The organism is Serratia sp. TMDUHS_CL (assembly GCF_037137105.1).
Taxonomy (GTDB): Bacteria; Pseudomonadota; Gammaproteobacteria; order Enterobacterales; family Enterobacteriaceae; genus Serratia; species Serratia nevei.
The window spans coordinates 121,269-147,399 of record NZ_JBBBDV010000009.1; the positions used below are offsets into that span (position 1 = coordinate 121,269).

Here is a 26,131-nt window from a genome sequence, read left to right on the forward strand (position 1 = left end):
AAAAAAGCCTGCGTTATCGCAGGCTTGATGTTACACCGCCAGCAGCGCCAGCGGCGTCGAATTCGTTGGTGCGCTGGGCGGGTAGAAATAACGCAGCACGTTATACAGCGAGTAGAACTCCAGCCGGTTGCGCGCGTTGATTTTCTCCGTGATGTGACGCTTGTGCACATACACCGTATGCGAGCTGATCTGCAGCTTTTTCGCGATGCGGTAGTTGGGCATTTCTGCCATCCAATATTTCATCACCGTCAGTTCCTGCGGGCTGAACAGGGAACGCTCTTCGCCGTCATCGGCCAGCGCCAGCGGATTTTCGCGCAGCGTGCGCAAGGTGAGCGGCAGAATGCTTTTATTGAACAGGAACGCGTTATCGGCGATGCGCATTGGCGTTTCGCTGTAGGGGTAAGGCGTATCGAGATAGATAAACAGCAAGGCAGACTGACTGGCTTCCATAAACGCCAGCAGCTGTGCGTCCGCTTCGTTATAGCGGCACTGGTTGCTGAGGTTCACCAGAATGTGGCTCGGCTGAAAGCTGGCCAACAGCGGCGTAGCGTACTCAATGCTGTGGCAGCACTTGATCGTTGTAATCCCACTATCAGCAAAGTAGCTGGCTATACCGACCCGGGTGAAGCAGCATTCGTCCACGACAAGTAGTTTCATGGTGACGTCCTTGTTGAAAGCCGATGGAGCATATCTTCTGTAAAATAGGACTTACACTGCAAGTGTTCAATTCGGAAATTCAAATGCTGAATGCAAGAAATTTCCGTTATCAGAATTTTTACTTGGTATTTAAAAGAGTTAGCAGGTTAATAAATTGTAACTGCCAAATTTTGCTGTCCAGGGCACGACGGCAACCTGGACAGAGAAATCCTTCGCTTAGCTAAATCGTTTCAGACCAAAGCTGGAGACGTCGACCGGCGGCGCTTTGTCCTGCGCGAACAGGGCGGCAATCTCACCCAGCGCGCTGGCGAACTTGAAGCCGTGGCCGCTCAATCCGCTGATGACCATCAGGCGATCGCACTCCGGCAGGGTATCGATAATAAAGTCTTCGTCGGGGCTCATGTCATAACTGCAGGCTTCGCCGTGTAAACATACGCCTACACCCGGCAAAAACTGCCGCAGGAAGGAGAAAACTTCGGTGCCGTCGCTGGCGTAGCTACCGAAGGGTTTGCGCTGCTCGGGGGCGTCCATCGGCTGCCCGCCGTCGTGTTTACCCACTTTCAGGCCGTCGTTATCCGCCGGGAAGCCGTAATAGTGCGTGCCGTCCTGCGCTTCGACGGTAAAGGCCGGGAAACGATTGTTCACGCTGTAGCGGCCGTCCGCCTGATGCCAGGAGAATACCTTGCGCAATGGCGCAATCGGCAGCTGCGGCAACAGCGCTTTCACCCAGGAGCCGGCGGTGACCACGGCTTTTCGCGCCGTGAAACGCCCTTCGCCGGTGACGACTGCAACGCCGCCATCGATAGGCTCCACCGCGCTGACCGGGCAGTTGAACAACTGGCTGCAGCCGGCCTCTTTCGCCAGCTTGATCAGGCTGGCCACCGCTAGCTCGGAGCGCAGGAAGCCGGCGTCCGGCTCGAAAACGCCGACGTAACCTTCCGGAGCGCGGAATTCCGGCCAGCGTTGAGCGATCTGTTCGGCACTGAGGGTTTGTGCGTTCAGGCGGAATTTCTGCGCGCTCTGCTGAGCATTGCGAATGAATTCGGAGTGCTGCGGCCCCAAATTGAGCACGCCGCACGACTGGAACAGTTCCTCGCCGGATTGTCGAATCAGCGCATTCCACAACGCCTGTGCGCGCAGCACCAGCGGCACGTACTTTTCGCCTTCGCCGTAAGCGTGGCGGATGATGCGGGTATCGCCGTGATGGCTGCCGTTGCGGTGCGGGGGAATGGCGCTGTCGATCATCAGCACTTTCAAGCCGGCCAGGGTAGCGTAATACCCTGCCGCCGCGCCGACTGAACCGCTGCCCACCACAATCAAATCATATTCCACGTGCCCACCCTCTCTGATAGCGATTTCTTATCGCCCCATGATAAAAGGTTGCCGAGCGCAATGCACTGATTGAACGGCGAAAGGCAAAGAAAAAGGCGCCGGGAATGGGTCGCGGCGCCTCAGGGGTTAGGGGACGATGAATCAATGTTTTCTACGATCAAGATCCTGGTAATCCGTAGCTTCAATCTTGGCGATGCCGGCCTCTAAGATATTGATTAATTGACGGGCGACATCTGTGGTCAGCCAAAGCGTTCTGTCTACTTGGGCTTCTTCTGGCGTTTGGTCTAGTGAAGACAGGTAATGAAGGCGTATCATCATGGCGTCATAAACGTCGACAGTACTGATATCCCAACCGACAAGCGGGTGCGTCTGAATTACTTCATCATTTCTGTCCATAAAGACCCCTTATTGAGTAGTAACTACCGTGAGTGACTAACGAGGATCAATGCGGCTCATCATCATGAGAGCAATTACAGTATACGCATCCGCTTTCATCGGTGGAGGGGGTTGTCACCGAAATTTGCAAAATAAATATTTATTTGAACAATTATTCTACAAACCGGTATGCGAATTTTTGGATGAATAAAGCGCAGGGCATTATTCCGCGCCGGCTGGCGGCGGTGAACCGTGCAGGCATTTTTCCAGCTCTTCGGCCAAATGGGCGAAATGTTTCTGCGTTTCGGCGTCGCGGTTTTGGCTGTGCGATTCCAGCTTCAGGCTGTGGATCAGCAGTTGGTTGGCTTTGTCATCCAGGCTGAAGGCCAGATAAGAGAAAGCCACTTCCAATACGTTCAGGCGCCTTTTCTGATCGGCAATCAGCGCCAGCAATTCACCAAACGTCATCGCGTCTTCGGATTTCACCTTGTCCGGGGCCATGCTTACTCCTTTGCGTTAAATACAGCGCTGAGGCGGATTTTGTTCCAAAGTAAGGGTAAGCGATGAATGGGCAGGGCGCCAGAAACAAAAAAGCCGGAGAGCGACCCCCGGCAAAAACAGCATTGCAGTGTTATTCTGCGCTGAACCACTCGTCCGCGCTTTCCCAGGTTTCCTGAAGGATTTCCTCGATCAGATCCCGGTCGGTTTTGGCGCCTCCCAGCACGGAGAGGCCGTTGGCGCCGGCATAACGTACTTGCACGACGGCGTCTGGAAACTGGCGATTGACCCGCTTGCCCAGTTCGCCGGTCAGTGCCTCAATGGCACCCGCCGGCAGCGGCCGGGTTTTATCTATAGTGACTTCAACACGCATAATTGCCCCCGAAGCGATTTACTGTTTATTTATACAGTTAACCGGGTGCGGGGGCAAGAGGGCGAAGCAAAAATATCAGTTTTTCAGCGACCAGTTCAGGGTTTCACCGGCCAGGAAGGGGATCACGGATTCATTGCCCAGGGCGATCTCTTCCGGTTGGGTGGTCGGCACGCGCTGCAGCTCGATGAAGTCTTCGTTGAGCGGCAGACCATAGAAGCGTGGGCCGTTGAGCGAGCAGAAGGCTTCAAAGTGCTCCAACGCGCCGAGTTGTTCGAACACGGCAGCGTAAGCCGGGATGGCATTCGGCGCGTTGAAGCAGCCGGCGCAGCCACAGCTGGATTCTTTGCGGTGCTTGAGATGCGGCGCGGAGTCGGTGCCGAGGAAGAAACGATCCGAACCGCTGGCGACCGCCTGACGCAGCGCTTCTTGGTGGACATTGCGCTTGAGGATCGGCAGGCAGAACAGGTGTGGGCGAATGCCGCCCACCAGCATGTGGTTGCGGTTGAACATCAGGTGCTGTGGCGTGATGGTGGCGCCGAGGAAACGATTGCCTGCCTGCACATATTGCGCCGCTTCTTTGGTGGTGATGTGCTCGAAGACGATCTTCAACTCTGGGAACTGGCCGCGGATAGGTTCCATGACCTGTTCGATAAAGCGCGCCTCGCGGTCGAAAATATCGACGGTAGGATCGGTCACTTCGCCGTGGATCAGCAGCGGCATGCCGATTTTTTGCATCTGTTCGAACAGCGGGTAAATGCCGGTCACGTCGCTGACGCCGTGGCTGGAGTTGGTCGTAGCGTTGGCCGGATACAGCTTGGCGGCGGTAAACACCCCTTGCTCGAAGCCGTTGACCAGTTCACTGGCCGCCAGGGAGTTGGTCAGGTAGCAGGTCATCAGCGGAGTGAAGTTGTGGCCCTGCGGGACCGCCGCCAGAATGCGATCGCGGTAGGCGCGCGCGGCGGCCACGGTCGTTACGGGGGGAACCAGGTTCGGCATCACGATCGCCCGGCCAAATACCTGGCTGGTATAGGGCACCACCGTTTTCAGCATCTCGTCGTCACGCAGGTGGATATGCCAGTCGTCTGGGCGGCGGATTTTCAGAACTTGAGGTTGTGCGGTCATCTAGCTAGGCTCCGGCGGTCAAATACGTCTAATGAAAAGCGAATAATGGGTTTATTCACGCCGGGGTGTAAGGATAAGCGGAAAGTGCCTGAGATGCATCTGTTTGTTGGCGACAAGTTGAAATCAATAGGGCGGCGGGCGCATAGTGGCAGAGATTTCAACGATGCCGACGCCAATACCGTCGACCTTCATCAAGTGGAAAGGGAGAAAGCAATGGAAGTACGCGTTATCGCCACCCTGCAAGCGAAAGCGGGATTTGAAGCCGCCGTCAGCGAAGCGGTGCACGATATTATCGAGCCGAGCCGCCAGGAGTTGGGCAACCTGCAGTATGATTTACATCGCGATCTGGAAAAGCCGGGCGTCTTCGTGTTCTTTGAGCGTTGGGCCAGCAGCGAAGCGCTGGATAAGCATAATGAGACGGCGCATTTTCAGCAGTTCGTCAGCCGGCTTGACGGCAAGTTGGACGTTTTGGACATCAAGAAACTGAAAAAGATAGCCTGAGCCTTTTTACAGGCAAGAAAAAACCCGCCGATGGCGGGTTTTTTTTAGGGTTGCAGATTAACTCATTCGTTAACCGGCTGTGGCTTGGTGGCCGGCGCGGTCGCCTGGCTCACCGCCGAATGGCCGCCTGCCGAGCCTTTGCCTTCAAAGTTGAAGGAAGGGCGCTGCCAGTCGCTGTGCTTGCGTTCTTCCGGCACGTAGGCCGGCGCAGGCGCTTTGGTCATCGGCGCAGTGGCGATGTGTTTGTACAGCACGTCCTGCACGGCTTTCACCGGTGCCGGCTGCTGAGCAACCACAGGCGCAGGTTCCGCGGCGATTGGCGCTGGGACTTTTTCGACCGGAGCGGCTTCTACGGCGGCTGGCGCAGGTGCGGCTTCTGCCACTGGCGTTTCTTCCGCTGGCGTGGCTTCTACCGGTGCAGTTTCGACCACAGGCTTCTCTTCCACCAGCTTGGCTTCCACCACAGGTTCTGCAGTTACGGCTTCAGCTACCGGCTCGGCTTCCACTGCCGGGGCAGTCTCTTCCGCTTTCGGTTCTTCAACTGCGGCAGGTGCCGGTGCGGCTTCCACCGGCGCCGGGGTTTCCTCGGCCGGGGTGGCAACGACCGGTGACACGGCTGCAGCTTCTTCTTCCGTTACGGTGACGGCTGCAGTTTCAACGGCGGCTTCTGGAGCCGGCTCGTTGACGCTGGCCGCAGCCTGAGTTTCTTCCACGGCAGCGCTGTGTTGTTCAACCGCTGCGGCGACAACCGGTGCCGCTGCCTGTTCTACGACTTCGGCCTGCACTTCGGCTTCTTCAACCTGAGCAACCGGGTAGCTTACCCAGACTTTGCCCGACGCCATTTCCGGCGAAGCGAACGCGCCCGCCAGCGGCATTGGGGATTGCAGCGGGTAACGCTCATCACGGTAACGGCGGCGGCGCTGGCCGCTGACGCGCAGGTGACGCGGTGAACGACGGGAGCGACGCGGCATGCCTTCGCCGTTGCCGCGGTTTTCGCCCTGGGCATCGTCTTCCGGCTGAACGGCAACGGTTTCCGGCAGCAGCTTGACGCTGTCGTCGGCGGTCGGCTGTGCGTCGGCGGCTTTCGCGACCGGCGCTTTCGGTGCCAACAGCTCTTCCGCTGCACGCTGCAGTTCTTCTTCCGCAGACAGGATGCGCACTTTCTGCGACAGAGGGCGGCGCTGACGGCGCTGCATGTTCTGCTGCTGGCGTTCTTCCTGCTCTTCGTCGGTGCTCTCGACCGCTTCAACGCTTTCCAGCGCTTTCACTTCCTGCTGAGCCTGGCGCTTCTCTTCCTGACGACGACGCTGGCGTTCAGCACGTTGCTCACGACGCTGCTGCTGATCTTCGCGCGGCGCTTTAGCGCTTTCTTCCGAGGCGGTTTCCTCAGCGACCGGTGCGTTCTGCTGCTGGTTGCGGCGGTTACGGCGCTGTTCATCGCGGGATTCACGCGATTCACGGCCTTCACGGTTCTCACGCGGTTCACGGTTGTCGCGCTCGCGATTGTCACGGCCTTCACCGCGCTCTTTACGCTCGCCGCGTTCCGGACGATCGCCACGCTCACCGCGCTCTTTACGGCCGGTGCCTTGACGGCGCTGGCCGCGACGATCCTGACGACGGTTTTCACCGTTGCCTTCCGCCTTCGGCGTTTCGGCCGGTTTGGCTTCTTCGACGGCAGGTTGTTCTTCACCGGCGAACAGGCTCTTCAGACCCCCGAACAGGCGGCCCAGGAAGCCCGGCTTGGCGGCGACCGGCGCTGCGGCTTGAGCCTTGGCGGCGGCAGCGGCAGGCTTGGCCACGGCGACAGTTTCTTCAGCCGGCGGCGGCGCATCGGCGGACAGGGAGAAGGAAGCCAGGGCCGGTTGCTCCGGACGCTTGCGTTCCATCGGCGCATCTTCCAGCGGGCGCTCCATGTCTTCTTCATGCAGCTTCGGCAGCAGGTAGCTCAGGGTAGAGGTTTCCTCACCTTTACGCACACGCAACACCGAGTAGTGCGGGGTTTGCATCTGATCGTTCGGCACGATGACGGCTTTCACGCCGCCCTGGCGTTTTTCGATCGCGCTGACGGATTCGCGCTTTTCGTTCAGCAGGTACGAAGCGACCTGAACCGGCACGATAGCGTGAACTTCTTTGGTGTTTTCCTTCAGCGCTTCTTCTTCGATCAGGCGCAGGATGGACAGCGCCAGCGATTCGTTGTCGCGGATGGTGCCGGTGCCGTTACAGCGTGGGCACACGTGGTGGCTGGACTCGCCCAGCGACGGGCTGAGGCGCTGACGGGACATTTCCAGCAGGCCGAAACGGGAAATGCGGCCGATCTGGATGCGCGCACGGTCCTGGCGCACGGCGTCGCGCAGGCGGTTTTCCACTTCGCGCTGGTGGCGAACCGGCGTCATGTCGATGAAGTCGATGACGATCAGGCCGCCAAGGTCACGCAGGCGCAGCTGGCGAGCGATCTCGTCCGCCGCTTCCAGGTTGGTGTTGAACGCCGTCTCTTCGATGTCGCCGCCGCGGGTTGCGCGGGCGGAGTTGATGTCGATGGCGGTCAGCGCTTCGGTGCTGTCGATGACGATCGAGCCGCCGGACGGCAGGCGCACTTCGCGCTGGAAGGCGGATTCGATCTGCGATTCGATCTGGTAGTGGCTGAACAGAGGGATTTCACCGCTGTACAGTTTGATTTTGCTGCTGAAATCCGGGCGGCCCAGCGCAGCGATGTGCTCTTTGGCCAGATCGAGAATTTTCGGGTTGTCGATCAGGATTTCGCCGATGTCCGGGCGCAGGTAATCGCGGAAGGCGCGCACGATAACGTTGCTTTCCTGGTGGATCAGGAACGGCGCAGGGCGGCCTTCGGCGGCTTTTTTAATCGCTTCCCAGTGCTTGAGGCGGAAGGAGAGATCCCACTGCAGCGCGTCGGCGGATTTGCCTACGCCCGCGGTGCGAACGATCAGGCCCATGCCGTCCGGCAGTTGCAACGAGGAGAGCGCTTCTTTCAGCTCGGTGCGATCGTCGCCCTCGATGCGGCGGGAAATGCCACCGGCACGCGGGTTGTTCGGCATCAGCACCAGATAGCTGCCCGCCAGACTGATGAAGGTGGTCAAGGCAGCGCCTTTGTTGCCACGTTCTTCTTTGTCTACCTGAACGATGACTTCCTGGCCTTCGCGCAGCACATCTTTGATGTTCGGGCGGCCATGGGAAGAGTAATTGCTAGGGAAGTATTCGCGGGCGATTTCTTTAAGGGGGAGGAAACCATGTCGTTCTGCGCCGTAGTCCACGAACGCTGCTTCAAGACTTGGTTCAATGCGGGTGATTTTGCCTTTGTAAATATTCGCTTTTTTCTGCTCATGACCCGGACTTTCGATATCCAAATCATACAGCCGCTGTCCATCTACGAGGGCAACACGCAACTCTTCCTGCTGAGTTGCGTTAATCAACATTCTTTTCATCTTAACTTACTCGTTATTTTTACATTATCGACAAAGCTGCGGGCAAAATAACCTCATGGCCGGAGTTAAACCGAAAGCCCCGTGTCTTCTCGCAAAGCCGTCAACCTCACGGTTGTCGCCTGCATAGGGGCGCATTATCTCGGTAAGCCTGCTTTTCTTTGTGAAAGGCAGCACTTTTACTAGGGGAATAGCCTCTGATTTACGTCGACAGATCTGATTCCATTTGCCGGCCAAGCTGCAACCCGCAGCCCGCTAATTGTTTGATTTCGCATTACGTCTTACGCCATTGCTGCGTTTTTGCGCGATCAGACAAATTTTATAATTCCACCGTTTTCCCTGTTTAACGAGAATCAACGCGGAAAGTGACTGCATTATTCCACTGCTGATGCCGTTATAGCAAGGTGACTTTTCCTTAACTGCGGAAGAAATCGCAAACGTTCAAACCGGCTTGCTGCCTTATTGTCCGCTGGGGTTTCGCCCGCCGTCAGAGAGACAGTTAAGCACAGAAAAAGATGTGGCGCTATTCACGCGCTCTATTTAGAATCCCGCACCATGAAAACGAACAATCCAGCAGTACAATTCATCACGATTTCCGACGACGAAGCCGGTCAGAGAATCGACAACTTTCTGCTCGCTCGCCTGAAAGGCGTGCCGAAGAGCATGATTTATCGCATCGTGCGTAAGGGCGAGGTGCGGGTCAATAAAGGGCGCATCAAGGTCGAATACAAATTGGCGGCCGGCGACGTGGTGCGCGTGCCGCCGGTACGGGTGGCCGAGCGCGAAGAGACGCCGGTGTCGGCCAAGCTGGATAAGGTAGCCGCATTGGCCGACTGCATCCTTTATGAAGACGACCACCTGCTGATCCTCAACAAGCCCTCCGGCACCGCGGTGCATGGCGGCAGCGGCCTGAGCTTCGGCGTGATCGAAGGGCTGCGCGCGCTGCGCCCGGAAGCCCGTTTCCTCGAGCTGGTGCACCGTCTGGATCGCGACACCTCCGGCGTGCTGCTGGTGGCCAAGAAGCGCTCCGCGCTGCGCTCGCTGCACGAACAGCTGCGGCTGAAGGGGATGCAGAAGGATTATCTGGCGCTGGTGCGCGGCCAGTGGCAATCCCACTGCAAGGCCGTACAGGCGCCGCTGCTGAAAAACATTCTGCAAAGCGGTGAGCGCATCGTGCGCGTCAGCAGCGAAGGCAAGCCTTCGGAAACCCGCTTCAAGGTGGAAGAGCGTTACGAATTCGCCACCCTGGTGAAGGCCAGCCCGATAACCGGGCGCACTCACCAGATCCGCGTGCACACGCTGCATGCCGGGCACCCGATCGCCTTTGACGATCGCTATGGCGACCGCGAGTTCGATCGCCAGCTGGCGGGTACCGGCCTGAAGCGGTTGTTCCTGCACGCCGCAGCGCTGCGCTTTGAGCATCCATCCACCGGCGAAACGATGCGCATCGAAGCGCCGATGGACGAAGAGCTGCGCCACTGCCTGCAGGTGCTGCGCCGGCAGGCGGCCAAGTAATCCGCGTCAGACCAGCGGGTTGATGCCCTCAGCCCGCAACATCTCCAACAGCGCGATCAACGGCAGGCCGATCAGGGCGTTCGGGTCCTGGCCTTCCAGCCTGTCGAACAGTGCGATCCCCAATCCTTCACTCTTAAAACTGCCTGCGCAGTTCAGCGGTTGCTCCAGGCGAACATAGGCAGCGATCTCCGTTTCGCTCAGCGCGCGAAAATGCACGTGGAACGGCTCGCACAGGGCCTGCAGCTGCTTGCTACGGCCGTTGTACAGCGCCAGGCCGGTATAAAAAGTCACGGCCTGGCCGCTGGCCTGGCGCAGCTGCGCCCGGGCGTTCTCCTCGGTATGGGGCTTGCCGGTGATGTTGCCATCGATCACGCAGACCTGATCGGAGCCGATGATCAGATGCTCGGGATAGGCGAGGGCCAGCGCCTGAGCCTTCGCCGCCGCCAGGCGCAGCACCAGCGCTTCGGCGGTTTCACCCGGCAGTGGGGTTTCATCCACCTCGGGTGCGGCGCAGTCGAAGGGTAGCTGCAGCTTCTCCAGCAGCATTTTTCGATAGGGGGAGGTGGAGGCTAAAAGCAATCTCTGCATAATTTTTTTCGCAAACCGTAGCGTAAATGGGTACGGCATTTTAAACTGTCGGCCGCTGTGGAAGCGAATATTGGTGAAAGGAGCCGTTTTACGGCCTTTTTCTTTGACTCTATGTCGTTACAAAGTTAATATGCGCGCCCTATGCAAAAGGTAAAATTACCCTTGACCATTGATGCGGTACGTACCGCTCAGAAACGCCTGGACTATGCTGGTGTCTATGCGCCTGAGCAGGTTACTCGTGTTGCCGACTCCGTGGTCAGTGTGGACAGTGATGTCGAGGTGTCGTTGTCGTTCAATATCGACAATCAGCGCCTCGCGGTGATAACAGGGCATGCGGACGTCACGGTAACGTTGATGTGCCAACGCTGTGGAGTCCCGTTCGAACATCAGGTTCACACAACATATTGTTTTAGCCCGGTCGTCAATGATGAGCAGGCTGAGGCATTACCGGAAGCGTACGAACCGATCGAAGTTGACGAGTTTGGCGAAGTCGATCTGTTGGCAATGATTGAAGACGAAATTATTCTTTCACTGCCTGTCGTTCCGGTACATGAATCTGAACACTGTGAAGTGTCCGAAGCGGACATGGTATTCGGCCAACTGCCTCCCGAGGCGGAGAAACCGAATCCGTTTGCCGTATTAGCCAGTTTAAAGCGTAAGTAATTGAGGAGTAAGGTCCATGGCCGTACAACAGAATAAACCAACCCGTTCCAAGCGTGGCATGCGTCGTTCTCACGATGCTCTGACCACGACTACTCTGTCTGTAGACAAAGTATCCGGTGAAACTCACCGTCGTCACCACATCACTGCCGACGGTTTCTACCGCGGTCGCAAGGTTATCGGCTAAGTAGCGATACCTTGACTCGTCTAACCCTGGCGTTAGATGCAATGGGCGGGGACTTCGGTCCCTGCGTCACAGTGCCTGCTTCGTTGCAGGCACTGGCCTCTAATTTACAGCTTCATCTCCTGCTGGTCGGCAATCCCGACGTCATCTCCCCTTTGCTTGCCCACGCCGATCCGGTTCTTCTGGAGCGTCTGCAAGTCGTGCCCGCCGAGTCCGTGATCGCCGGCGACGCCAAACCTTCACAAGCGATACGTGCCAGCCGCGGCACGTCGATGCGCATTGCGCTCGAGCAGCTCAGCAGCGGAAACGCGCAAGGCTGCGTCAGCGCCGGCAATACCGGCGCGCTGATGGGATTGGCGAAGCTGTTGGTCAAGCCGCTGGAGGGCATCGAACGCCCGGCGCTGATGACGGCTATCCCGAATCAGCAACGCAGTAAAACCGTGGTGCTGGATCTGGGGGCCAACGTCGAGTGCGACAGTACCATGCTGGTGCAGTTTGCCGTGATGGGTGCGGTGATGGCGGAAGAGGTGATCGGCATTGCGCAACCGCGGGTGGCGCTGCTGAATATTGGCGAAGAAGAGACCAAAGGCCTGGATAATATCCGCGAAGCGGCCGCTGTGCTAAAAAATACTCCGGCAATCAACTATATTGGTTACCTGGAAGGAAACGAACTGCTCACCGGCAAGACCGACGTGTTGGTTTGCGATGGCTTCGTGGGCAACGTCACCCTGAAAACCATGGAAGGGGTGGTCAGGGTATTCTTATCGCTGCTGAAATCGTCCGGCGACGGAAACAAGCAAGCGTGGTGGCTGAAATTGTTGGGCCGTTGGTTGCAAAAACGGGTGGTTAAGCGGTTCGGCCACCTGAACCCCGACCAGTATAATGGCGCATGTCTGTTAGGATTGCGCAGCACCGTAGTCAAGAGCCACGGCGCTGCGAACCCTCACGCGTTTGCAGTCGCAATCGAACAGGCTGTGCAGGCGGTGCAGCGGCAAGTCCCGGAAAGGATTGCTGCGCGCCTTGAGGCTGTATTACCTAAGAGTGACTGATCGTACATGTATACAAAGATTCTCGGTACGGGGAGTTATTTGCCCGTACAAGTGCGCACCAATGCTGATTTGGAAAAAATGGTGGATACCTCTGACGAGTGGATCGTCACGCGTACCGGTATCCGCGAACGTCGCATCGCCGCTGCGGATGAAACCGTTGCGACGATGAGCTTCCAGGCCGCTGAGAAAGCGCTGGAAATGGCAGGTGTGGCTAAAGAAGACATTGGGCTGATCGTCGTGGCGACCACCACGACCACTCACGCGTTCCCGAGCGCGGCGTGCCTGGTGCAGCAAATGCTGGGCATCAAAGACTGCGCGGCGTTCGATCTGGCTGCGGCCTGCGCCGGCTTTACTTACGCGCTCAGCGTGGCCGATCAGTACGTGAAAAACGGCGCGGTCAAACATGCGCTGGTTATCGGCGCGGACGTCTTGTCGCGCACGCTGGATCCTGAAGATCGCGGCACCATCATTCTGTTTGGCGATGGCGCAGGGGCGGTGGTGTTGGGGGCTTCTGAAGCGCCGGGCATTCTGTCTACCCATCTGCATGCCGACGGCAGCTACGGCAACCTGCTGACGCTGCCGTACAAGGATCGTCAGAATCAAGACAAGCCGGCCTATGTCACCATGGCGGGCAACGAAGTCTTCAAGGTTGCGGTTACCGAGCTGGCGCGCATCGTCGATGAGACGTTGCAGGCCAACAACATGGACCGCAGCGAGCTGGATTGGCTGGTACCGCACCAGGCCAACCTGCGCATCATCAGCGCAACGGCGAAAAAACTGGGCATGGGAATGGACAAAGTGGTGGTGACGCTCGATCGTCACGGCAACACCTCTGCCGCCTCGGTGCCTTCCGCGCTGGACGAAGCCGTGCGCGACGGGCGAATTCAGCGCGGCCAACTGGTGCTGCTGGAAGCCTTCGGCGGCGGCTTTACCTGGGGCTCGGCGCTGGTTCGTTTCTGATTTGGACAGGAAGAAAAAATGACGCAATTTGCTTTTGTTTTCCCGGGCCAAGGGTCACAGACCGTTGGCATGCTGGCCGAATTGGCCGCACAGTTTCCGATCGTCGAAGAAACCTTCGGCGAGGCCTCTTCCGCCCTGGGTTACGACCTGTGGCAGCTGGTGCAGCAAGGCCCGGCGGAAGAGCTGAACAAAACCTGGCAGACCCAACCGGCTCTGCTGGCCGCCTCGGTGGCGATTTTCCGCGTTTGGCAGCAGCAGGGCGGTAAAGCGCCTGCGCTGATGGCGGGTCACAGCCTGGGCGAATACTCGGCGCTGGTCTGCGCCGGCGTGCTGGACTTCAAGGCGGCGATCCGTCTGGTCGAGCTGCGCGGCAAGCTGATGCAGGAAGCGGTGCCGGAAGGCACCGGCGCGATGTACGCCATCATCGGTCTGGACAACGACGCGATCGCCAAAGCGTGTGAAGAGTCTGCGCAAGGGCAGGTGGTTTCTCCGGTCAACTTCAACTCGCCGGGCCAGGTGGTCATCGCCGGCAACAAAGAAGCGGTTGAGCGCGCAGGCGCCGCCTGCAAAGCCGCCGGCGCCAAACGTGCGCTGCCGCTGCCGGTAAGCGTGCCTTCGCACTGCGCGCTGATGAAGCCGGCCGCCGACAAGCTGGCCGTGGCGCTGCAGGACATCACCTTCAACGCGCCGCAGGTGCCGGTGGTGAACAACGTCGACGTGCGTACCGAAAACGATCCGGAAGCGATCCGCAGCGCGTTGGTGCGTCAGCTGTACAGCCCGGTACGTTGGACCGAGAGCGTAGAATTTATCGCAGCACAGGGAGTGACGTCGCTGCTGGAAGTGGGGCCGGGCAAAGTGCTGACCGGCCTGACTAAACGTATTGTTGACACCCTGACGGCTGCGGCGGTGAACGACACCGCCAGCCTGTCGGCGGCGCTTGAACAATAAAGAGGAAAATGATGAGCTTCGAAGGTAAAATCGTTCTGGTCACCGGCGCGAGCCGCGGTATTGGCCGAGCTATTGCAGAAACGTTTGTGGCACGCGGCGCCAAAGTGATCGGCACCGCGACCAGCGAGAGCGGCGCTGAAGCGATCAGCAGCTACCTGGGCGCAAACGGTAAAGGGTTTATGTTGAACGTTGTTGATGCGCAATCTATCGACAGCGTGCTGGCATCGATTCGCGCCGAATTTGGCGAAATCGACATTTTAGTGAATAATGCCGGCATCACGCGTGATAACCTGCTGATGCGTATGAAGGATGACGAGTGGGAGGATATCCTCGACACCAACCTGACTTCCGTATTCCGCCTGTCAAAAGCGGTAATGCGCGCTATGATGAAAAAGCGGTTTGGCCGTATCATCACCATCGGTTCCGTTGTCGGCACCATGGGGAACGCAGGGCAGGCGAACTACGCGGCGGCTAAAGCCGGTTTGATTGGTTTTAGCAAATCTTTGGCACGTGAAGTTGCTTCGCGTGGCATTACGGTCAACGTCGTGGCACCTGGCTTTATTGAGACGGACATGACACGGGCGTTGACAGATGATCAACGCGCAGGCATTTTGTCATCAGTTCCAGCCAACCGGCTGGGCGATGCTAAAGAAATCGCCAGCGCTGTTGCATTTTTGGCCTCTGATGAGGCCGGCTATATCACCGGTGAAACGTTACATGTCAATGGCGGCATGTACATGATTTAAAAAATGTGAAAACCATTTGCGTTATTTGAGGCAAAAACCGCAAAATAGCGTAAAATCGTGGTTTGACCAGCCGGGATTTAGTTGCATCTTTTTCAGCATTTTATACACTACGAAAACCATCGCGAAAGCGAGTTTTGATAGGAAATTTAAGAGTATGAGCACTATCGAAGAACGCGTTAAGAAAATCATTGTTGAGCAACTGGGTGTTAAACAGGAAGAAGTTTTGAACAACGCTTCTTTCGTTGAAGATCTGGGCGCTGATTCTCTTGACACCGTTGAGCTGGTAATGGCACTGGAAGAAGAATTCGACACCGAGATTCCAGACGAAGAAGCTGAGAAGATCACTACTGTTCAGGCAGCTATTGATTTCATCAACGCTAGCCAGCAGTAAGAGAACATATCTAGGCGGTCGTTCGACCGCCTAAGTTTTTTCTATCCCTAGTGTCATATTTTTCCCTCCCTGGAGGACAAACGTGTCTAAGCGTCGAGTAGTTGTGACCGGACTGGGCATGTTGTCTCCTGTCGGCAATACGGTAGAGTCCACGTGGAACGCTCTTCTTGCCGGTCAGAGTGGCATCAGCCTGATCGACCATTTCGATACCACTGCCTATGCGACCAAGTTTGCTGGCCTGGTAAAGAATTTTAATTCTGAGGATTTCATCTCTCGCAAAGATGCGCGCAAGATGGACGCCTTTATCCAGTACGGTATCGCTGCCGGCATGCAAGCCATGCAGGATGCAGGCCTGGACATCACCGAGGCTAACGCCACCCGCATTGGAGCCGCGATCGGTTCCGGCATCGGCGGCCTGGGTTTGATCGAAGAAAACCACAGTTCACTGGTTAACGGTGGCCCACGGAAAATCAGTCCGTTCTTCGTGCCATCCACCATCGTGAATATGATTGCAGGCCACCTGACAATCATGTACGGCATGCGTGGCCCAAGCATTTCCATCGCCACCGCCTGTACTTCAGGTGTGCACAACATCGGCCATGCGGCGCGTATCATTGCTTACAATGATGCTGACGTGATGCTGGCCGGTGGGGCAGAGAAAGCCAGCACCCCATTGGGCGTCGGCGGCTTTGGCGCAGCTCGCGCCCTGTCCACCCGTAATGACAACCCGCAGGCGGCGAGCCGTCCGTGGGATAAAGACCGCGACGGCTTCGTGCTGGGCGACGGTGCCGGCATGATGGTGCTGGAAGAGTACGAGCACGCGAAAAAACGCGGCGCGAAAATCTACGCCGAAGTGGTGGGCTTTGGGATGAGCAGCGATGCTTATCACATGACGTCGCCGCCGGAAAACGGCGCGGGCGCTGCGCTGGCGATGGAAAATGCCCTGCTTGACGCCGGTGTGACCCCGTCACAAATCGGTTACATCAATGCGCACGGCACCTCTACGCCGGCGGGTGACCAGGCGGAAGCGCAGGCGGTGAAATCCGTCTTCGGCGCCGATGCCCACCGCGTGCTGGTGAGTTCGACCAAATCGATGACTGGCCACCTGTTGGGTGCGGCAGGCGCGATCGAGTCTATCTTCACCGTGCTGGCGCTGCGCGATCAGGCGGTACCGCCAACCATCAACCTGGATAACCCGGATGAAGGTTGCGATCTGGACTTCGTGCCTCATGAAGCGCGCCAGGTCAGCGATATGGAGTTCACCCTGTGTAACTCCTTCGGCTTCGGCGGCACCAACGGCTCGCTGATCTTCCGCCGAGTGTAACTCGCGCTGCGGATAGCTGACGAAAAGCCCGGTTTTTTAACCGGGCTTTTTTACGCCCGCCGTTTGGCCGCCGGTGGGGCTGCGTATCGTCTCGCCGCCTGCTATCCTGCGAGCGTAATGAGATAACCCGGCAACAGGAGGAAGCATGTACTGGATTAACGGACAACGCCACGATGCGCTGGCGCCGAGCGATCGTGGCCTGCAGTTCGGCGATGGCTGCTTTACTACCGCCCGGGTTATCGACGGTAACATCGAGCTGCTGCCCTGGCATCTGGAGCGGCTGCAGCAAGCGGCGCAGCGGCTGATGCTGCCTGCCACCGATTGGCTGGCTTTCGAGCGGGAGATGGCGCTGGCGGCCGAATCAATTCCTCTCGGCGTGGTCAAAGCGATACTGACGCGCGGCAGCGGCGGGCGGGGTTACAGCCCGACGGGGTGCGAAAACCCGACGCGTATCGTCGCCCGCAGCAGCTACCCTGCGCACTATTTGCAGTGGCGCGAGCAGGGCATCACGCTTGCGCTCAGCCCGGTGGCGCTGGCGCGCAATCCGTTGCTGGCGGGGTTGAAGCATTTGAACCGCCTGGAGCAGGTGCTGATCCGCGCGCATCTTGACCAGACGGCCGCCGACGAGGCGCTGGTGCTTGACACTGCCGGTATGCTGGTGGAATGCTGTGCGGCTAATTTGTTCTGGCGTAAGGGAAAAGCGGTATTTACCCCGGATCTGAGCCAGGCCGGCGTCGCGGGCTTGATGCGGCGGCGGGTGATCGCGCTGCTGGCGGGCTCGGAATACCGTCTGCAGTGCGTCAGTGAACCGCTGGAGACGCTGGCCGATGCCGACGAAGTGCTGGTGAGCAATGCGCTGATGCCGCTGCTGCCGGTAAACGCTGCGCAATCATGGCGCTATGCTTCGCGCCAGCTGTATGATTTTTTGCGTCCACACTGTTAACCATGGCTGATTGATGAAGAAAAGAAAGCTGAAGGTCCTGTCTGTTATTGTTGTTCTGGTATTGGCGCTGCTGTTTTGGGGCTACCAGAAGATCGAACGCTTTGCCGATACGCCGCTGGCTATCCAGCAAGAAACCATCTTCAAACTGCCGGCCGGCACCGGCCGGGTAGCGCTGGAAGGGCTACTGGTACGCGATAAGCTGGTGCACAACGGGCGCTGGTTCCAGTGGCTGCTGAAGCTGGAGCCGGAGTTGGCGGAGTTTAAAGCCGGTACCTACCGGTTCACGCCGGGCATGACGGTGCGCCAGATGCTGAAACTGTTGGCCAGCGGCAAAGAGGCGCAGTTCACCGCACGCTTTATCGAAGGCTCACGCCTGCGTGATTGGCAGCAGGTGCTGCAGCAGTCCAAATACCTGAAACACACCCTGGCGGGCAAGAGCGAAGCGGAGATTGCCGCAGCGCTCGGCATTCCTGCGGGAGAAACGCCGGAAGGGCATTTGTACCCGGATACCTATCAGTATACCGCCGGCATGAGCGACATCGCGCTGCTCAAACGCGCACACGTGCGCATGAACAAAGCGCTGCAGGCCGCCTGGGCCGGCCGCGATACCAGCCTGCCGTATAAAACGCCGGAAGATCTGCTGACCATGGCCTCGATCGTCGAGAAAGAGACCGCGGTGCCGGAAGAGCGCAGCAAGGTCGCGTCGGTGTTCGTCAACCGCTTGCGCATCGGCATGCGCCTGCAGACCGATCCGACGGTGATCTACGGCATGGGCGAAAGCTATAATGGCAACATCACGCGCAAGGATCTGGAGACGCCGACGCCGTACAACACCTATGTGATCGCCGGCCTGCCGCCAACGCCGATCGCCATGCCGGGGGAGGCCTCGCTGCAGGCGGCCGCCAATCCGGCCAAAACGCCTTATCTCTATTTTGTCGCCGACGGCAAGGGTGGGCATACCTTCACCACCAATCTGGCGAGCCATAACCAGGCGGTGCGCGTGTACCGTCAGGCGTTAAAGGAAAAGAATGAAAAGTAAATTCGTTGTTATCGAAGGGCTGGAAGGCGCGGGTAAAACCATCGCGCGCGATACGGTGGTCAATGTGCTGCGCGAACACGGCGTCAGCGACATCGTCTTCACCCGCGAGCCGGGCGGCACGCCGCTGGCGGAGAAGCTGCGCGATCTGTTCAAGCGCGGCATCGACGGCGAATTGCCGACCATCAAGGCCGAAGTATTGATGCTGTACGCCGCGCGTGTGCAGCTGGTGGAAACCGTGATTAAACCGGCCCTGGCGCGCGGCGCCTGGGTGGTGGGCGATCGCCACGATCTCTCTTCACAGGCTTACCAGGGCGGCGGCCGCGGCGTGGATCCGCAGCTGATGAGCTCGCTGCGCGACACCGTGCTGGGGGATTTTCGCCCGGATTTGACGGTGTATCTCGATCTGCCGCCGCTGGTCGGCTTGCAACGCGCACAGGCGCGCGGTCAGTTGGATCGCATCGAACAGGAGGCGCTGCCGTTCTTCGAGCGCACCCGCGCTCGCTATCTCGAGCTGGCGGCGCAGGATAAAACCATCGTCACCGTCGACGCCGCCCAGCCGCTGGAGCAGGTGACCGCGGCGATCCGCGACTGCGTCGGCCACTGGCTGCGGCAGCAGGAAGGCGCATAATGAACTGGTACCCGTGGCTGAACGGCCCTTATCGCCAGCTGGTTGGGCAGTACGCCGACGGCCGCGGCCATCATGCGCTGCTGCTGCACGCGGCGGCGGGCAACGGTGACGACGCGCTGGCCTACGGCCTGAGCCGCTGGTTGATCTGCCAGCAGCGCAACGGTGAAAAAAGCTGCGGCGAGTGCCACAGCTGCCGGCTAATGCTGGCGGGGAACCACCCGGATTATCACGTGCTGGCGCCGGAAAAGGGCAAGAGCAGCCTGGGCATTGAGCCGATCCGTCAGGTGATTGAAACGCTGTACGCCCACGCGCAGCAGGGCGGTGCCAAAGTGATTTGGCTGCCGCAGGCGGAACAGCTGACCGAGGCGGCGGCCAACGCGCTGCTTAAAACGCTGGAAGAGCCGCCGGAGAAAACCTATTTTCTGCTGGGTTGCCGTGAGCCGTCGCGGCTGATGGCGACGCTGCGCAGCCGCTGCCTGTACTGGCATTTGGCCAGCCCGGATGAGCAGCTCAGCCTGCAGTGGCTGGGCCGACAGGCGGCCGGATCTCAGACGGACCGCCTCACGGCGCTGCGCCTGCACGACGGCGCGCCGCTGGCCGCCGAACAGCTGTTGCAGCCGCAGCAGTGGCAACAGCGCAGCGCCCTGTGCGCAGCGTTGAACGCCGCGCTGCCGCAGCGCGATATGCTGTCGCTGTTGCCGGTGTTGAACCATGAAGACGTCGCCGAGCGCCTGCACTGGCTGTGCGCGCTGCTGGTGGACGCGATGAAGTGGCAGCAGGGCGCGCATCAGTATGTATTGAATCAGGATCAGCAGCCGCTGGTGCATCAGCTGGCCAGCCTGCTGAGCAGCGCCTCGCTGCAGCAGATTGTGCAGCAGTGGCTGAACTGCCGCCATCAGCTGCTCAGCGTGGTGGGTGTCAATCGTGAGCTGCTGCTGACCGAACAGTTACTTCGCTGGGAACAGATGCTCGGCGCCGCCGGCTATTCCCACTCTCATTCGCTGTAAAGTAAAAGAGTTAAACATTATGTTGTTAGTCGATTCCCATTGCCATCTTGACAGTCTGGATTATCAAACGCTGCACCAAAATGTGGACGATGCGCTGGCCAAGGCCAAAGCGCGCGACGTCGGCTATGTGCTGGCGGTCGCCACCACGCTGCCGGGCTACCGTTCCATGACCGAGCTGATCGGCAAGCGCAACGACGTGGCCTTCTCCTGCGGGGTGCATCCGCTCAATCTGGAAGAGGGGTATGATTACGCCGAGCTGCGCCGCCTTGCGGCGGCGGAGCAGGTGGTAGCGCTGGGGGAAACCGGGCTCGATTACTTCTACCAGAAAGACAATCTTGAGCTGCAGCAGGACTCTTTCCGCGAACATATCCGTATCGGCCGGGATCTGAACAAACCGGTGATCGTCCACACCCGCGATGCGCGTGCGGACACGCTGGCGATCCTGCGTGAAGAGAACGCACAGGACTGCGGCGGCGTACTTCACTGCTTCACCGAAGATCTGGCCACGGCCGAAACGCTGCTGGATCTGGGCTTCTACATCTCCTTCTCGGGCATCGTGACCTTCCGCAACGCCGAACAGCTGCGTGAGGTGGCCCGCTATGTGCCGCTGGATCGCATTCTGGTGGAAACCGATTCGCCTTATCTGGCGCCGGTGCCGCATCGCGGCAAAGAAAACCAACCCTCCTATGTGCGCGATGTGGCTGAATACATGGCGGTATTGAAGGGCGTCAGCCTGGAACAACTGGCCGAAGCGACCACCGCCAACTTTTCACGCTTATTTCACCTCGATCTGTGATCTTTGACCTAGGCTATAGCTGTAGGTCATTGTCTGCGTAATTTTTTTTAAGCTCGTAATTAATCACTGAAACGGGTAAGGTTCCCTCCCGTTTCAGGGTGATTGATGCGTGTTTTTTGGCCCGTTTTGCCAAAAAACAGCCGGTTTATGCAAAGTTACCGCGGCTCGATCATCGAAACGTGATTGTCATCAAACATTGCGCAGGCTATTTATTTTACTCTGCGTAATAAATTCAAGGGGTGCTCAGACACCCTGAATTGCAGGGGTTTTTCTCCCCCCCTTGCAGCGCGAATTATCGCGACAAGAAGTAGCAAAGCATTATTACTCAGGAGCACACTCAACTATGTTCAAGAACGCATTTGCAAACCTGCAAAAAGTAGGTAAATCGCTCATGCTGCCGGTGTCCGTGTTGCCTATCGCAGGTATCCTGCTGGGCGTCGGCTCCGCCAACTTTAGCTGGCTACCTGCGGTAGTCTCCCACGTGATGGCGGAAGCGGGCGGTTCGGTCTTCGCCAACATGCCGCTGATTTTCGCCATCGGCGTCGCTTTGGGCTTCACCAACAACGACGGCGTTTCCGCGCTGGCGGCGGTGGTGGCCTACGGCATCATGGTGAAAACCATGGCGGTGGTTGCGCCGCTGGTGCTGCACCTGCCGGCTGAAGAGATTGCGGCCAAGCACCTGGCGGATACCGGTGTGCTCGGGGGGATTATCTCCGGTGCCATCGCGGCCTATATGTTCAACCGCTTCTTCCGCATTCAACTGCCGGAATACCTGGGCTTCTTTGCCGGTAAGCGCTTCGTGCCGATCATTTCCGGTCTGGCGGCGATCGTTCTGGGCGTAGTGCTGTCCTTCATCTGGCCGCCGATCGGTACGGCTATCCAGACCTTCTCGCAGTGGGCGGCTTATCAGAACCCGGTCGTGGCCTTCGGCATTTACGGCGTGGTTGAGCGTGCTCTGGTGCCATTCGGTCTGCACCACATCTGGAACGTACCGTTCCAAATGCAAATCGGTGAATTCACCAACGCGGCGGGCCAGGTATTCCACGGCGACATCCCTCGCTACATGGCGGGTGACCCAACTGCGGGCAAACTGTCCGGCGGCTTCCTGTTCAAAATGTACGGTCTGCCTGCTGCGGCCATCGCCATCTGGCACTCGGCCAAGCCGGAAAACCGTGCGAAAGTTGGCGGCATCATGATCTCCGCCGCGCTGACCTCGTTCCTGACCGGTATCACCGAGCCGATCGAGTTCTCCTTCATGTTCGTCGCGCCGATCCTGTACGTGATCCACGCTATCCTGGCCGGTCTGGCGTTCCCAATCTGTATCCTGTTGGGCATGCGTGACGGCACCAGCTTCTCGCACGGCCTGATCGACTTTATCGTACTGAGCGGCAACAGCAGCAAAATCTGGCTGTTCCCGATCGTCGGCATCATCTACGGTCTGGTGTACTACACTATCTTCCGCGTGCTGATCGCCAAGCTGGATCTGAAAACCCCGGGCCGTGAAGACACCGCTGCCGAGCAGACTGCGCAGGGCGGTTCCGAAATGTCCGCGGCGCTGGTTCAGGCCTTCGGCGGTAAAGAAAACATCACTAACCTGGATGCTTGCATCACCCGTCTGCGGGTCAGCGTGGCCGACGTGTCCAAAGTTGACCAGGCGGGCCTGAAGAAACTGGGCGCAGCCGGCGTAGTCGTCGCTGGCTCCGGCGTGCAGGCCATCTTCGGCACCAAGTCCGACAACCTGAAAACCGATATGGACGAATACATCCGTAATCATTGATTCAGGCAGGGGAGTTACCAGGGGAGGCGAAAGCCTCCCTTTTTTTATTGCCTGCCGTCAGGCACCAAGCCGCTGTTCGAGTTCGGCGTGAGAAGGGAGGAACCAGACCTGTTCGCCGCGGTTGGCTTCACGCACAAAATCTTGCAGCGCGTTGCTTTGCGCCAGCCAGGGGGTGATATCGCCCAGCAGCGCCACGCGCAGGCGGTAGTTGATGAATTTCTGCAATACGGCGCCGGCCATGCCGCTTCTGAGTTGGAAGAAGGCGGCGTCGAGGCGGTTGACGGGGAGGGCAATCATCCCGGCATCGTGTTCAAAGGCGGGCGCGATAAACGGGCTGACGTCGTTTTCGTCTTTCAACGGCGGCCCGGCTTCGGCGAAAACCACCAGGCGCCGATCATGGATTTGCCGCACGGCGTAGCTCATCGGCGCTCCGGCAGTCAGGGTTTGGCGTGCTTTCGCAGGTAATGCTCGAACACCGCCAGCGTTTCGTCCGAGATATGGTGTTCAATCCCTTCGCTGTCCAGCTCGGCGGTTTCGCTCGGCACCCCGACGCACATCAGCAGATCGACCACGATGCGGTGACGGCGGCGCACCTTCTGCGCCAGCTGCTCGCCTTCTTCCGTTAAAAACACCCCGCGATAAGGGCGCGATTCCACCAGCCCGGCGCTTTTCAGCCGCGCGATATTTTTGATCGCCGTCGGGTGAGACACGCCGAAGCGGCGCGCGATGTCGGTGGTTCTGGCTTCGCGGGTGCTTTGCAGCAAATCGGCGATCAGCTCAACGTAATCTTCGATCAGCGCATTGGACTGCGCTTCGCGGGCGCGGCTAAAACGCAGGGCGTGCTCGGCCTCGTCCGGCATGTCGGTCTGGGCGTGGCGGTCGGCGTTATCTGGCGCGCGGGTAACCATAGCGTGGGGCGTCCTGTAAGCATAAAAATGGCATCTCCCGGCAATACGGGGAGGGTTGCCCTAAGTTAGTCCAAATAGCACACATTATCAATTCGATGCCACGCATTGTGGTAGTTAGAAATATCTCTACACAAAGCCAATGAATTTCGCCTGTTGCATAAAGTGTAGCCGATGCTACATTGTCAGCATGATAGGTGGAAAAATAACCAGTGAAAGATTGAGGGTACTTCATGCGTGATGCGGCAACCACTCCATCGTTAACCGAACGGACCAACATTGCGATTGGCGCCGCCCTTGCCGGACGCAAGCGCGGCGCCTTTACGCCGTTGCTGTTCGCCGGCCCGGCGGTGATTGCCTCTATTGCCTATATGGATCCCGGCAACTTCGCCACCAACATTCAGGCCGGGGCGAAATACGGCTACAGCCTGCTGTGGGTGGTGGTGATGGCCAACCTGATCGCCATGCTGTTCCAGGCGCTGTCGGCCAAGCTGGGCATCGTCACCAACCGCAATCTGGCGGAGATGTGCCGCGACCAGTTTTCACGGCCGGTAGTGATCGGCATGTGGTTGCTCAGCGAAGTGGCGGCGATGGCCACCGATCTGGCGGAGTTTCTCGGCGGGGCGATTGCGCTGGCGCTGCTGTTCCATATGCCGCTGTTGGCGGGGATGGGAGTGACGGCGGTGATCACCTATGCACTGTTGATGGTGGAAAAAAAAGGTTTCCGCCCGGTCGAGCTGATGATCGGCGGCCTGGTGGGGATCATCGCGCTGTGTTACCTGGTCGAGATGTTCATCGTACCGGTGGACTGGCAGGCGGCCGGGATCGGCATGGTGACGCCGCAGCTGCCGGACGCGCAGGCGTTGACCATCGCCGTCGGCATTATCGGTGCCACCGTGATGCCGCACGCCATTTTCCTGCATTCGGGGCTGACCCAGCACCGCAGCCCGGCCAGCGATAACGGCGAACGGCGCAAGCTGCTGCGTTTCTCCAATATTGAGGTGGTGATCGCGCTGGCGCTCGCCGGGTTGGTGAATATCGCGATGGTCATCATGGCCTCTAGCGCCTTCCACGCCGGTAACAGCGACGTGGCCGAAATTGGCACCGCCTACCATACGCTGACGCCGCTGTTCGGTGCGGCGGCCGCCGGCATCTTCCTCGCTTCGCTGATCGCCTCCGGCATTTCCAGCTCGGTGGTGGGCACCATGGCCGGGCAGATGATCATGCAGGGCTTCGTTGGCTTCCGCATTCCGGTGTGGGTGCGCCGCCTGGTCACCATGGTGCCGGCGTTTATCGTGGTGGCGATGGGCGTCAACGCCACCGACGCGCTGGTCTACAGCCAGGTGGTGCTGAGCCTGGCGCTGCCGGCCCCGATGATCGCGCTGGTGATGTTCACCCGCCGCCGCGACATCATGGGCGAGTTCGCCAACGGCCGCTGGACCAGCCTGGCGGCGGTGGTCGGCACGGTGGTGATCGTGCTGCTCAACGTGGTGCTGCTGTTGCAGACCTTCGGCGTCGAGATCCCTGGGCTGGGGTGATCTTATGGGCCGCGCGGGGTGCGGCCGCGTCGCTAAATTAAATTATAAATTCCCCACGCCACCGTCCATCTGCAGCTCGGCGCCGACCATAAATGCCGACTCGTCCGCCGCCAGAAACACCGCCGCTTTGGCCAGCTCCAGTGCGCTGCCCATGCGGCCGATCGGCACCAGCGCGCGGATATCGTCGCGCAATGCCTGCTCATCCGCTTCCGCCAACCCCAGCTTACCCAACGCCGGGGTTTCGGTCGGGCCGGGGCTGAGGCCGTTGACGCGAATGCCGCGCGCGTGCAGCTCGCCGGACAGCGTTCTGGCCAGCGACAGCAAGCCGGCTTTGCTGGCGGCATAGGCGCTGCTCTGCGGCAGGCCGATATGGGCGCTGACCGAACCGCACAGGATCACCGAAGACGGGTTGGCCAGCAGCGGCAGCAAAGCCTGGATCAGAAAAAACGGCCCCTTCAGGTTGATGTCCATCAGCCGCTGATAGCTCTGCTCATCCCACTCCTGCAGCGGGCGATGCGTAACGTCGCCGGCGTTGATGTACAGCACGTCCAGCCGCGGCCACCTTAGCCCCAGCCGCTGTACCAGTTCGCGCTGCTGCGGGATATCGCCGGCGTCGCTCAGCAGCAACAGCGCCTTGCCCGCCAATGCCTGGCCCGCCGCTTCCAAGGCGCTTTGGCTGCGCCCGGTGATCGCCACCGTCGCGCCCTCGGCGATGAACTGGCGGGCGGTTTCCAGCCCGATGCCGCTGGTGCCGCCGGTAATCAATGCGTATTTGCCTTGCAGTCGTGACATAACCGATTCCTCTTTAGCGTCAGTTGCGGCATTATTTGCGCTATAG

General features: G+C 59.1%; 28 protein-coding genes. 17 read left to right on the forward strand and 11 right to left on the reverse strand.

Going from position 1 to position 26,131, the window contains the following annotated elements:
• Nucleotides 1–30 precede the first annotated feature (30 nt).
• The 6 genes from WCL58_RS17185 to pyrC all read right to left on the reverse strand — a co-directional run bounded on the left by WCL58_RS17185 (nucleotide 31) and on the right by pyrC (nucleotide 4,357).
• Nucleotides 31–657 carry a LuxR C-terminal-related transcriptional regulator gene (locus tag WCL58_RS17185; protein ID WP_038875489.1) on the reverse strand — a complete coding sequence of 209 codons (627 nt, stop codon included), beginning with the start codon at nucleotides 655–657 and terminating at the stop codon, nucleotides 31–33.
• Between the two features lie 216 nt (nucleotides 658–873).
• Nucleotides 874–1,989 (reverse strand): N-methyl-L-tryptophan oxidase, encoded by a 1,116-nt coding sequence (solA, locus tag WCL58_RS17190; RefSeq protein ID WP_197784634.1) that lies wholly within the window; start codon nucleotides 1,987–1,989, stop codon nucleotides 874–876.
• 141 nt (nucleotides 1,990–2,130) lie between these two features.
• Complete coding sequence (bssS, locus tag WCL58_RS17195) at nucleotides 2,131–2,385, reverse strand: biofilm formation regulator BssS (protein WP_004927812.1); 255 nt, start codon at nucleotides 2,383–2,385, stop codon at nucleotides 2,131–2,133.
• 201 nt (nucleotides 2,386–2,586) lie between these two features.
• Nucleotides 2,587–2,865 carry a hypothetical protein gene (locus WCL58_RS17200; protein WP_038875495.1) on the reverse strand — a complete coding sequence of 93 codons (279 nt, stop codon included), beginning with the start codon at nucleotides 2,863–2,865 and terminating at the stop codon, nucleotides 2,587–2,589.
• 130 nt (nucleotides 2,866–2,995) lie between these two features.
• A complete protein-coding gene (dinI, locus tag WCL58_RS17205) occupies nucleotides 2,996–3,235 on the reverse strand; it encodes a DNA damage-inducible protein I (RefSeq protein ID WP_038875499.1) in 240 nt (79 codons plus the stop codon).
• Between the two features lie 75 nt (nucleotides 3,236–3,310).
• Nucleotides 3,311–4,357, reverse strand: a complete 1,047-nt coding sequence (gene pyrC / locus WCL58_RS17210; protein ID WP_336851417.1) for a dihydroorotase — start codon at nucleotides 4,355–4,357, stop codon at nucleotides 3,311–3,313.
• A gap of 213 nt (nucleotides 4,358–4,570) precedes the next feature.
• Between pyrC and WCL58_RS17215 the strand changes: the two genes are divergently transcribed.
• Nucleotides 4,571–4,858: a putative quinol monooxygenase gene (locus tag WCL58_RS17215; protein WP_015377446.1), complete on the forward strand. Its 288-nt coding sequence runs from the start codon at nucleotides 4,571–4,573 to the stop codon at nucleotides 4,856–4,858.
• A 62-nt stretch (nucleotides 4,859–4,920) separates the two neighbouring features.
• On the opposite strand, the gene rne is transcribed toward WCL58_RS17215, so the two are convergent.
• The gene (gene rne / locus WCL58_RS17220; protein WP_336851418.1) at nucleotides 4,921–8,298 is read right to left on the reverse strand and encodes a ribonuclease E; all 3,378 of its coding nucleotides are present in this window, start codon (nucleotides 8,296–8,298) and stop codon (nucleotides 4,921–4,923) included.
• Nucleotides 8,299–8,850: 552 nt separating this feature from the next.
• Between rne and rluC the strand changes: the two genes are divergently transcribed.
• Nucleotides 8,851–9,810, forward strand: a complete 960-nt coding sequence (rluC, locus tag WCL58_RS17225) for a 23S rRNA pseudouridine(955/2504/2580) synthase RluC (RefSeq protein ID WP_038875510.1) — start codon at nucleotides 8,851–8,853, stop codon at nucleotides 9,808–9,810.
• 6 nt (nucleotides 9,811–9,816) lie between these two features.
• Here rluC and WCL58_RS17230 read toward each other — a convergent pair whose 3' ends face one another.
• Nucleotides 9,817–10,398 (reverse strand): Maf family nucleotide pyrophosphatase, encoded by a 582-nt coding sequence (locus WCL58_RS17230; protein ID WP_197809077.1) that lies wholly within the window; start codon nucleotides 10,396–10,398, stop codon nucleotides 9,817–9,819.
• Nucleotides 10,399–10,539: 141 nt separating this feature from the next.
• Between WCL58_RS17230 and yceD the strand changes: the two genes are divergently transcribed.
• From yceD to ptsG, 14 genes are all read left to right on the forward strand, one after another.
• Nucleotides 10,540–11,061 (forward strand): 23S rRNA accumulation protein YceD, encoded by a 522-nt coding sequence (gene yceD / locus WCL58_RS17235; RefSeq protein ID WP_004927780.1) that lies wholly within the window; start codon nucleotides 10,540–10,542, stop codon nucleotides 11,059–11,061.
• 16 nt (nucleotides 11,062–11,077) lie between these two features.
• Nucleotides 11,078–11,245, forward strand: coding sequence for a 50S ribosomal protein L32 (rpmF, locus tag WCL58_RS17240; protein WP_004927778.1), 168 nt, complete (start codon nucleotides 11,078–11,080; stop codon nucleotides 11,243–11,245).
• A gap of 11 nt (nucleotides 11,246–11,256) precedes the next feature.
• Nucleotides 11,257–12,291, forward strand: coding sequence for a phosphate acyltransferase PlsX (plsX, locus tag WCL58_RS17245; protein WP_071845251.1), 1,035 nt, complete (start codon nucleotides 11,257–11,259; stop codon nucleotides 12,289–12,291).
• A gap of 6 nt (nucleotides 12,292–12,297) precedes the next feature.
• Nucleotides 12,298–13,251, forward strand: coding sequence for a beta-ketoacyl-ACP synthase III (locus WCL58_RS17250; protein WP_025302411.1), 954 nt, complete (start codon nucleotides 12,298–12,300; stop codon nucleotides 13,249–13,251).
• 18 nt (nucleotides 13,252–13,269) lie between these two features.
• Complete coding sequence (gene fabD / locus WCL58_RS17255; RefSeq protein WP_015377451.1) at nucleotides 13,270–14,199, forward strand: ACP S-malonyltransferase; 930 nt, start codon at nucleotides 13,270–13,272, stop codon at nucleotides 14,197–14,199.
• An 11-nt stretch (nucleotides 14,200–14,210) separates the two neighbouring features.
• The gene (gene fabG / locus WCL58_RS17260) at nucleotides 14,211–14,945 is read left to right on the forward strand and encodes a 3-oxoacyl-ACP reductase FabG (protein WP_016928193.1); all 735 of its coding nucleotides are present in this window, start codon (nucleotides 14,211–14,213) and stop codon (nucleotides 14,943–14,945) included.
• A gap of 154 nt (nucleotides 14,946–15,099) precedes the next feature.
• Entirely contained in the window at nucleotides 15,100–15,336 is a 237-nt protein-coding gene (gene acpP / locus WCL58_RS17265; RefSeq protein WP_004719003.1) for an acyl carrier protein, read from the forward strand.
• An 82-nt stretch (nucleotides 15,337–15,418) separates the two neighbouring features.
• The gene (fabF, locus tag WCL58_RS17270; protein WP_049197999.1) at nucleotides 15,419–16,660 is read left to right on the forward strand and encodes a beta-ketoacyl-ACP synthase II; all 1,242 of its coding nucleotides are present in this window, start codon (nucleotides 15,419–15,421) and stop codon (nucleotides 16,658–16,660) included.
• Nucleotides 16,661–16,805: 145 nt separating this feature from the next.
• Nucleotides 16,806–17,603: an aminodeoxychorismate lyase gene (pabC, locus tag WCL58_RS17275; protein ID WP_060419536.1), complete on the forward strand. Its 798-nt coding sequence runs from the start codon at nucleotides 16,806–16,808 to the stop codon at nucleotides 17,601–17,603.
• Between the two features lie 13 nt (nucleotides 17,604–17,616).
• A complete protein-coding gene (mltG, locus tag WCL58_RS17280; RefSeq protein ID WP_049197996.1) occupies nucleotides 17,617–18,642 on the forward strand; it encodes an endolytic transglycosylase MltG in 1,026 nt (341 codons plus the stop codon).
• Complete coding sequence (gene tmk / locus WCL58_RS17285; protein WP_336851419.1) at nucleotides 18,632–19,270, forward strand: dTMP kinase; 639 nt, start codon at nucleotides 18,632–18,634, stop codon at nucleotides 19,268–19,270. Before mltG ends, tmk begins: the two co-directional genes overlap by 11 nt.
• On the forward strand, nucleotides 19,270–20,277 hold the full coding sequence (gene holB / locus WCL58_RS17290) for a DNA polymerase III subunit delta' (protein ID WP_087762320.1): 1,008 nt from the start codon (nucleotides 19,270–19,272) through the stop codon (nucleotides 20,275–20,277). The genes tmk and holB overlap by 1 nt, the downstream gene beginning before the upstream one ends.
• 19 nt (nucleotides 20,278–20,296) lie before the next feature.
• On the forward strand, nucleotides 20,297–21,073 hold the full coding sequence (locus tag WCL58_RS17295; protein ID WP_060440203.1) for a metal-dependent hydrolase: 777 nt from the start codon (nucleotides 20,297–20,299) through the stop codon (nucleotides 21,071–21,073).
• A 343-nt stretch (nucleotides 21,074–21,416) separates the two neighbouring features.
• Entirely contained in the window at nucleotides 21,417–22,850 is a 1,434-nt protein-coding gene (gene ptsG / locus WCL58_RS17300) for a PTS glucose transporter subunit IIBC (RefSeq protein WP_019455831.1), read from the forward strand.
• A gap of 57 nt (nucleotides 22,851–22,907) precedes the next feature.
• Here ptsG and WCL58_RS17305 read toward each other — a convergent pair whose 3' ends face one another.
• Nucleotides 22,908–23,273 carry a DUF4180 domain-containing protein gene (locus tag WCL58_RS17305; RefSeq protein ID WP_336851420.1) on the reverse strand — a complete coding sequence of 122 codons (366 nt, stop codon included), beginning with the start codon at nucleotides 23,271–23,273 and terminating at the stop codon, nucleotides 22,908–22,910.
• 14 nt (nucleotides 23,274–23,287) lie between these two features.
• On the reverse strand, nucleotides 23,288–23,758 hold the full coding sequence (gene mntR, locus WCL58_RS17310) for a manganese-binding transcriptional regulator MntR (RefSeq protein WP_336851421.1): 471 nt from the start codon (nucleotides 23,756–23,758) through the stop codon (nucleotides 23,288–23,290).
• A gap of 230 nt (nucleotides 23,759–23,988) precedes the next feature.
• Here mntR and WCL58_RS17315 point away from each other — a divergent pair, with 230 nt between their 5' ends.
• Nucleotides 23,989–25,293, forward strand: a complete 1,305-nt coding sequence (locus WCL58_RS17315) for an Nramp family divalent metal transporter (RefSeq protein ID WP_049271379.1) — start codon at nucleotides 23,989–23,991, stop codon at nucleotides 25,291–25,293.
• Nucleotides 25,294–25,335: 42 nt separating this feature from the next.
• Here WCL58_RS17315 and WCL58_RS17320 read toward each other — a convergent pair whose 3' ends face one another.
• Complete coding sequence (locus WCL58_RS17320) at nucleotides 25,336–26,085, reverse strand: SDR family oxidoreductase (RefSeq protein WP_100396549.1); 750 nt, start codon at nucleotides 26,083–26,085, stop codon at nucleotides 25,336–25,338.
• Between the last annotated feature and the right edge of the window lie 46 nt (nucleotides 26,086–26,131).